Annotated in this window: 1 protein-coding gene; it reads left to right on the top strand. The window is 44.0% G+C overall.

Annotation, left to right across the window (positions count from 1 at the left end):
- Positions 1–245, top strand: a 245-nt coding sequence (locus KP705_RS16990) for a hypothetical protein (protein WP_215765118.1), incomplete at its 5' end; no start/stop codon positions are given.
- Between the last annotated feature and the right edge of the window lie 259 nt (positions 246–504).

Below are 504 nucleotides of genomic sequence, written 5' to 3' on the forward strand. Positions count from 1 at the left end.
GCAACAGGGATATCAATGCGGTGGATGATTCCGCAAAAGCATATATGCTTGACACTTACACGATATCTCACATGGGTAGAGGTGGGGGTAGCGTCTTAGAAGATGGGATGCTGTCAAAGGTTCTCGACATAGAGCGTCTACAAGACCCCGTAGAGCTTGATGAGCCTCCTATTGAGGTTCCGGATTCCGAATACTTCGAAGCTAATCAGGACGCCTTTCAGGAGCTTGCAGACTGGTATCTTTGAAGCTCCGCAGGACCGACGACAATGTAATTGTCATAGTCGGACACTATGACAAGTCAAATATTGATTTCTATCTGCTACAATAAGTTTCCAGTACCCCACAAACTGAGGGTCGGAGATTGTTATGGATATGGTAAAGAAGGAAAAATATAGAGAAATAGAGAGAGAAGTACAGAGGCTTGAAAATCTGTTCAATATAAAGGCTGTGCGATTGAAGGCACGTTATGAGACCAAGGCTATTCGTTATATGTTTGGGAATGGG

Origin of the sequence: Gluconobacter sp. P1D12_c, from assembly GCF_018812105.1 — a bacterium.
In the GTDB taxonomy this organism is placed as follows: Bacteria; Pseudomonadota; Alphaproteobacteria; order Acetobacterales; family Acetobacteraceae; genus Gluconobacter; species Gluconobacter oxydans_A.